This window comes from Paramylibacter kogurei (assembly GCF_002742285.1).
Lineage (GTDB): Bacteria > Pseudomonadota > Alphaproteobacteria > Rhodobacterales > Rhodobacteraceae > Amylibacter > Amylibacter kogurei.
This window is the reverse complement of record NZ_MDGM01000013.1, coordinates 139,123-146,454: the sequence shown is the minus strand read 5'-3', so window position 1 is coordinate 146,454 and position 7,332 is coordinate 139,123. Positions and strand designations below refer to the sequence as shown.

Genomic DNA, 7,332 nt, shown 5'->3' with positions numbered 1-7,332 from the left:
GTGCTAAACGCCGAATGGTTCCACAGTGTCAGGCAAGCACAGGTGGCTATAAATCTGTGGCTCAGAGAATATAACCACATCAGGCCACACCAGGCATTGAATATGCGCCCGCCAGTTCCAGAAACCTTATTAGAGAAAGCCAAAATTAGTGGTACAGAAAAATGGGGCTAGACACAATCGCCGTGTGCGGCATTTTCACCTGATTTCGTTGTTCTACAGATTTTTTTATCGCTTGTTTTTTTTGTGGCGCAGATAATAATCCCAATATTGATTTTCGAAGAACATCAATTTCAACGGGCTTCAGCAAGACATCTTGGATTTGTCGCTTTCTTGCGTCGCTCAACGTCGAACAATCATCTGCTGATGATAGGATGATAATTGGTAATTTAGCGTGATCTGGGATTTCACTTATTTTGCACGCCAATTCATATCCAGTCATTTCTGGCATTCGATAGTCCAAGATCGCAAGATCAAAATTATTCTCAGATTGCAATTTTTCCACCGCTTCGCGGGCCGATGTATATGAAGTGCTTTCAAACCCTATGGTGCGCAATCGTTCGGATAAAATCTGACAATTTATTTCTAAATCATCTACGATTAATATTTTCTTATTTTCAACGTGATTGATGGGCATCGTGCGTTCAACGACTTGATCACTAATTGTAAGCGGCAACGTTATTTGAAATTCCGTCCCAACTCCAACATCTGAAGTAACTTGAACGTCACCATTCATTTTCTGGATCAGGCGATGGGTAATCGCAAGCCCAAGCCCAGTGCCATCATGCGCACGGTTTTTTGCACCATCCACCTGTTGAAACGCATCGAAAATCACATCTAATTTGTGCTCAGGTATGCCAACACCTGTGTCCTTCACCACAATGGTTAAATTTGTTAATTCACCATTGGATTGCCCACTGATTTGAACCGTAACGTGACCCTTTGCTGTAAATTTTACTGCGTTACCGATCACATTCAGTAAAATTTGTCGGATACGGTTTTTATCACCAATGAAACGCGCAGGCAAATCTGGATCAATTCGCAAAATTGTTTCGATATTTTTCTTAGCGGCGGTTGGTAATACCGTACGAATAACTTCATTGGTCAATGTTTCCAGAACAAATGCTTCGTCAAATAATTCCAACCGTCCCGCCTCAATTTTTGAAAAATCAAGGATATCATTGATAATATTCATTAAACTTGCGCCTGAACTGGAAATCGTTTCAACATAATCGCGCTGAATTCTTGATAATTTTGTTTCCTGCAACAGCTCTGCCATTCCAATCACACCGTTCATTGGGGTGCGAATTTCGTGGCTCATTGTTGCCAAAAATTCCGACTTTGCCTCGCTCGCGGCATTTGCGCGATCCATTGCATGGCTTAATGCTTTTTCACGATCATCTCGCTCGCTTAAAACCAGTTCCAACATCCCAACGGAACCATCCAATTCTTTAAATTCTTGTGCTGCATATCGGGGAAGTTTCAAATCAATTTCCACTTCGCGTGCAATAGTTGCCTGCATACGTTGATGGACAATTGAAAGTGGGCGCATAGCCATGCGTGACACCAAAAACAGGATTAATGCGGCCAGGCAAAATATTGTCAGGGTCATGATCCGATGCATTTGCTGCACCTTCTTCGCGACGGCAATTTTACCTTCGCGCGTTGACCAGAATATTTCCATGCTGCCAAATTTTTCCCCTTCAAACGTTACTGCCTGATCAAATTTTGTCATATCGTCGTTGAAGGGGATATTTGCCAACGGAAATTTGGTAATTTTTTGCCCTGTCTCGTCAAACACGGTGATCGCAAGCAGCGTGGGAATTCGTGTGACGGCCTGTTCCAATGCCGTGTTAATGAGCGGGATGTCTTCGACAATGATCGCCTCTAACATCAAACCATTCATCAAGCTAACGGTGAGGTCTGCTTGACGTGCCAAGTTGTCCTGTAACTGGCTGGTCGCCACACGCCGTTCCCATTCACCGGCAATAAATCCGATAAAGATCGCAGCCAAAAGCAATGACATCGCAATTTGGGTTGATAAACGAAGGTTTCGCAAATTTTTGAACCTGAATTAGTCGAAATTAGCACTATTTTGAATCGCTGCGCGGATTGGGGCGTAATCGGAATCCTCGCCCATCAAAAATCCAGATTTAGCGACGTTTTTCAAAACTTTGGGATCGTGAGCATCCAGAAACACTTTCCGCATTGCATTTAGTACAACTGGGTCCAATTCCGACTTGGCGATCCAAGGCTTGGTTACATTGTCAAAATCAAACAAAATTTTAATGGGAACATTCTTGGCAACCAATTTATCGAATGTTCCGATTTTCAGCGCCCCCGCATCAAATTCTTTACTGCCCACGGCGGCACCCACACGATCGTGGCGACCTAAGAACGCGTAATCTTTTAAATCTTTTCCATATACGCCGTGTTCGATTAAATAACTTTGTGCCAAATATCGACCAATTGTCGATAGCGGATCGCCAAATGCGAACCGATGCCCTGCCAAGCTGGCCAAGTTAGAAATATCGCTGTCTTTATGCGTGGCGATTACGCCTTTGAATGTTTTTGATCCCTTTTCCGATTCCATTGCAATGATTTCAATATTCGGATTACCAGCCTTTGCAGTTACATATGACGCTGGACCGAAGCGGGAAAAATCGACGTGACCTTCAACAAGGTCGTTGATCCCTTCATCATAGCTTGGCGCGATATGCATTTTAATCGACACAGGCTCGCCTAACACGGTGGTTAATTCCTTGCTTAAATATGTTAAAAAGGGTTTGAATTGGCGCACCGTTTCCGTCGGTTTATCGGCAGCATAGGTGCCAAAAACCAACTGAATATCGGCCATGGCAGTTAACGGTGAAACAGCGCAAAGTGATGCCGAACAGAGAAGTTTCGCACCCCATTTCAACAGTGTGTTTTTAGCCGTGCGTGGACGCATTTTATGTATATTCATGTTCAACCTCGGATCAAAAAAATCTGCAATTCATTCCGATTGATTGAACCAAAAACACATTAACAAAACCTATTCACCGCCGAGCCACCGGCGACAATATAGATTCAATTTTAATGGATGGTTGAACTATCGATTGGTATTTTTGACGAGCGTCATTAACAATTCGCTGAGCGCAGTTACACCCGCGGGGTTGTCTTCGCCGACTGCTTTTGCCTCTTGTTTTTTGGCCAGTTTAAACAGGTGTTCAACCCGTGATTGGCCATATTCTGTGCCTGTGATTTTCATCTTTGCACCGCGCCCTTGCACCGTGCATAAATCCTCGTCCTGCATTTTCAACACCAAGTCTTGCAATGGTAAATTATCAACAAATGTACGCGCAGAAAGTTCGGCCAATTCATGTGTTGCACGTCCATGAAGTGATGCAAGTACGCGCCATTCAGGCACGGAAATTCCGCTTTCACGTACGGCAACATAAAAATCCTGAGACAGCTGATGATAAGCACGCGACAGATGATACAATAGCAATTGATCAATTTCGCCGTCTTCTTGTGGCACATCTTGGCCTGATTGATTGCGCATTTGAATTGGGCTTGCGGTGGCATAAGAGCCTTGACTAAACACCAAACCTTGGCCTTTGGTGGTTTCGATTTCTAGTACTTTGCCAACAATGATCCAGTGATCTCCGCCTTCGTAGATTGCATAGGTTTCACAATCAAACCGTGTAAGTGCACCTGGAATTTGTGGGATTTTTTGCGCTGACAATTTGAAATCAACATTTGCAAATTTGTCTTCGCCACTTCGTGCGAATGCATTGGACAGATCGGTTTGCCCTGCATCCAATACATGTACGCCAAAATGGCTGGCATCATGAAAACCCTTGGCGGATAGCGCGGTTTTAGTAACGCTCCATAAAATTAGCGGCGGATCCATTGATACCGAGTTGAAGCTACTTGCGGTCATACCAATTGGATTTTCATCTTGGTCAACCGCCGTTACAATTGTGACGCCAGTCGCAAAATTAGAAAGCGCGTCGCGCATGTCTCTTGGGGTGAAATTTGATCCAGACATATGTGCCTCCCGCCGATCTTAAATCACTATAGGATTGAAAAACGTCACAGATCAACTTCGATTGTCGCATTCGGTTTGGCTGCACGCGATTGGCACAAGATTACCGCATTTTCGCGTTGTTTGTTTGACAATACAAAATCGCGATGTTCGACTTCGCCATCCAACAGGTCGCATTTGCATATACCACAAATACCATCGGAACATTTTACATCAATATGCATACCTGCTGCGATCAATGCATCCGTTGCGGATTGATTGGCAGAAACAAGAATTTCACGATCAGATTTTGCCAGACGCAAAGTAAAATCATGGTTCACATATTCGGGTTGTTCAGGGATTGCGAAATATTCCAGATGACGTGCCTCTTCAGGGAACCCTTGGTCGGTTGCGGCCGTCATTACGCCATCCATAAATCGATCAGGACCACAGGTGTAAACCTGCCAGCCATCTTGATAACCCTTTAAAATCACATTCAAATCTGCACGCGTGTTTTCGTCGGAAAAATGATAATGAACGCGATCTGCCCATGCAAATTTGGGCAAATCATCCAAGAACCCTGCAGTTTTTCGCGATGTCGCGCAATAATGCAATTCAAAATCCAACCCAAGCATATGGGCGCGATGTGCCATTGCAATCATCGGCGTCACGCCAATTCCCCCGCCCATCAGAAACGTTTTTTGCGCGTTTTCAATTAAAGGGAAGTGATTAATCGGCTTGGATATAAACACGCGCCGACCAACAGAAAATATGCGCTGCATCAAAACAGAACCGCCCTTACCCATATCTTCGCGCAAAACCGCAATTTGATATTTTTTACGATCTGCGGGATCACCTGATAATGAATATTGTCGCAAAAACTCTGGTGCAACGACGATATCAATATGTGCGCCAGCCGTCCAAGCTGGGAGCGCGGTTCCATCAATGCTGCTAAATTCATATTTCACCACATCTGGTGTCATGTGTTCGACCTTGCTAACCATGACTTCGATCACGGGTAAATCTGGTGAAACACGATATTGCGGGGCCAAATCCGTATCGCCATTGGCCAGTTTTATTTTGTAATGTTCCGCCGTGATCATCGCGTTATAGGCGGCAATTCCTTGTTCACGGTTCATGGGATCGGGATATGGAAGATGAATGGGGGCAAGATTGGCGGGGTAAACAGCCAGCGTTTGATCTTCGAACTTTAAATCCAATTCTTTTTGTAAATCACGCTGATTAACACCGTTTTGCGTTGGTCGATATGCACCATCTTCGCACCATTCCAAATCCCACCACCATTTTTTGGCACTGTTCATTGTGCCATTTTCAACGGCATCATCAAGGCGTGCAAGCAATGGTGCAGCCTTTGGTATATTCATCGCAGCCCACCGAAACGGGCGCTCTTTAAATATGCCTTCTAGGTTCCAAGGGCAGGTTTTCATACAACGTCCACACATGGCGCCTGCTAAATTGGTAATGCGATATGTTGTGCATTTCTGGCTGTCGGATTTCCAAGTTTCGTATCCGTTGAACATCAACTTGGGGCCTGCTGTGATTGCACCTGATGGGCATTCACGTGCACATTTATTGCAAGATTCACAAAATTTTTGCAGCCCAAAATCAATCGGTTTGTCGTGTGTCATTGGCATGGTTGTCGTAACAACGCCCGATTTCAACCGTGGCCCCAAAAACGGGTTAAGGATGACTTCGCCAATGCGGCTAACTTCACCCAGACCAGACAATAACAACAGTGGCGGTTGTAACACTTCGCCATCCATCACGGTGTGCGCCTTGGCGGGATAACCAAGATTGCGAATGTGCTGGGCGATTACACCACCAAGCAATGAAAAACGCAGATATGCCCGCATGGACTGCGCACAGGCAATCCAATCATCCCCTGATGCACCCTCCATCGTTTCATACCCTTGGTCGATCACCATATTGATCGCCTGAACGTGGGGTGGTGTTATTTCTGCACCACGTGCATCATGGGAATACCAAACCCAATCGGGACAACGAGATAAACCAACCGCATCGACCCCTAAAAAATAACAAGCTGCCTTGATATTATCGGCATTTTGATCGGCGTTTAGCGTGGTCGGGTTGGTGTTTGCTGCATGTGCGCCATCTTGTAATGGAATAAACGCACCCAACGCCCGCCGTTGCGCAGCAGATGGCGCAGCCTTTCGCGCATAATGCCCATTTCGTGCACCATCTTGTACCTTTTTCCCCATGTCCCCAAGAAGTGCGCGCGCAAACATATCGGTGCGTTTGGGAACACGTGGAATGCGCGGTTCATCAATGAATGTGGTCGGCTCATCCACACGTTTTAGCGTTTCAAACTGATGATCCCCGTCTTTGAATTTACGCTTGGCAAAGGCGGTGAAATTACGCCTATTTTTTTGCGAACCAATACCAAGCCGCCAAGCCAAACTTTGTGTATTTTGAGTCTCAAGCGGAGCCAAGGGTGCATCAGGAGCAAGTGTTAATTGCGTTGTCACCGCTGCCAAACCAAATCTTTGACCCAAATATGGAACGATCACCTGCCCTTGGGAATCTATGGTTGCTAGCCCTGCGGCCACCGCCATTTTATTCAAATCAACATCTGTGCATGATGCGCTGTGCGCACGTGCATCAAACCCCAAGATACGCAAATAATTCGCGATAACGCAGGCCGTTTCATTGGCGCGTAGGGCTGCACGATGTGCCTGCGCGTCTTGTATCCAATCGCCGCCCTGTTCATCATGTTCTGGATCACGCGGCATGTCGTAAACAAAGACAATACCGTATTTATGGTCATCAATGGAACTTGGCGGCGCCATCATGGTTTCTTTGAGGTCGGCCATGATCACATCAACACCAGATGCCAACGATTTCACCTGCCTGGTTTTCAAATCCGCCGCCAAATGATCAATATCTGGGTTTCGCACGGGTGTTTTTAGTCGCGCAATATCTGGCAATTCGCAAATCCCAACCATTGAAGCATCTGAAAAATAGCCAAATGATTTCAGATGATTGCTGCGCTCGTTCAAATTTTCCGGGATTTCAGATGGGACCTTGGCAACGATACCAATGCGAATGGCGTCCAACATCGCCTGATATTCCCCCATCGCATTCACGATAGAGGTTGGATCCTCTTTACGATGAAACGAAACTGGATGTCGCGTTTGAACCAGTTCAAGATCGGGCATTTCGCCCCGTTTCAAACGTTCAAGCGGATATGGCCCCAAATGTGCAGGACGGTTTTTGTCAGAAAATAGCTTCATTTCGCAAGATTAGCTTGCGAAATCACCGATGGGAAGAATTAATTAACAACGTTA

5 protein-coding genes are annotated in these 7,332 nt (G+C 45.6%); 1 reads left to right on the top strand and 4 read right to left on the bottom strand.

The window, feature by feature from the left end; all coding sequences use genetic code 11:
• Positions 1-171: an integrase core domain-containing protein gene (locus BFP76_RS14845; protein ID WP_099591504.1), complete on the top strand. Its 171-nt coding sequence runs from the start codon at positions 1-3 to the stop codon at positions 169-171.
• On the opposite strand, the gene BFP76_RS12660 is transcribed toward BFP76_RS14845, so the two are convergent.
• The 4 genes from BFP76_RS12660 to BFP76_RS12645 form a co-directional block, all read right to left on the bottom strand.
• Positions 146-2,056: an ATP-binding protein gene (locus tag BFP76_RS12660; RefSeq protein ID WP_133117437.1), complete on the bottom strand. Its 1,911-nt coding sequence runs from the start codon at positions 2,054-2,056 to the stop codon at positions 146-148. The genes BFP76_RS14845 and BFP76_RS12660 overlap by 26 nt on opposite strands.
• Before the next feature lie 15 nt (positions 2,057-2,071).
• Complete coding sequence (locus BFP76_RS12655; protein WP_240514057.1) at positions 2,072-2,962, bottom strand: PhnD/SsuA/transferrin family substrate-binding protein; 891 nt, start codon at positions 2,960-2,962, stop codon at positions 2,072-2,074.
• 126 nt (positions 2,963-3,088) lie between these two features.
• Positions 3,089-4,030, bottom strand: a complete 942-nt coding sequence (locus BFP76_RS12650) for a flavin reductase family protein (RefSeq protein WP_099594307.1) — start codon at positions 4,028-4,030, stop codon at positions 3,089-3,091.
• A gap of 44 nt (positions 4,031-4,074) precedes the next feature.
• A complete protein-coding gene (locus tag BFP76_RS12645) occupies positions 4,075-7,278 on the bottom strand; it encodes a 2Fe-2S iron-sulfur cluster-binding protein (RefSeq protein ID WP_099594306.1) in 3,204 nt (1,067 codons plus the stop codon).
• Positions 7,279-7,332 lie beyond the last annotated feature (54 nt).